The 678-nt window shown below is 46.8% G+C and carries 1 protein-coding gene; it reads left to right on the top strand.

The annotated features are described in order from the left end of the window. Window positions 1–29 precede the first annotated feature (29 nt). A partial coding sequence (locus tag R8O11_RS28120) for an FAD:protein FMN transferase (RefSeq protein WP_318194986.1) occupies window positions 30–678 on the top strand: 649 nt, incomplete at its 3' end.

A 678-nucleotide genomic window follows, 5' to 3' on the forward strand; every position in this document is an offset into this window, starting at 1 on the left:
ATCAATTCAACAACAATGGGAGTAAACAAGTGAAAAAGTGGCTTGTTGCATTTGCTTCTCTATTGATTTTGGCTGGTTGTGAACAGCCTGCTGATCAAATTCATCTAAGCGGTCCTACAATGGGGACTTCTTACAACATTAAATACATTGAGCAAGACGGCATTCCGACGCCGAAGGCTCTGCAAACGGAAATCGATCGACTGCTTGAAGAAGTCAACGATCAAATGTCGACTTACCGTGAAGACTCAGAGCTGAGTCGTTTTAACCAGCATCAAACAAGTGAGCCTTTCGAAGTGTCAGCGCAAACGGCAACCGTAGTAAAAGAAGCGGTTCGTCTCAATGGCCTAACTTTAGGTGCGCTCGATGTAACGGCTGGTCCTCTGGTTAACCTTTGGGGCTTTGGCCCAGAAGCTCGCCCTGACGTAGTGCCTTCTGATGAAGAGTTAGCGGCTCGTAAGGCAAACACTGGGATTCACCACCTGACCGTTGATGGCAATAAACTGTCAAAGGACATTCCTAATTTGTATGTTGACCTGTCAACGATTGCAAAAGGTTGGGGGGTTGATGTGGTTGCTGATTACCTACAATCGGTAGGGATCAAAAACTACATGGTCGAAGTTGGTGGCGAAATGCGTTTGAAAGGTATCAACCGAGAAGGTGTGCCATGGCGAATCGCGA

The organism is Vibrio sp. 1288 (assembly GCF_033344475.1).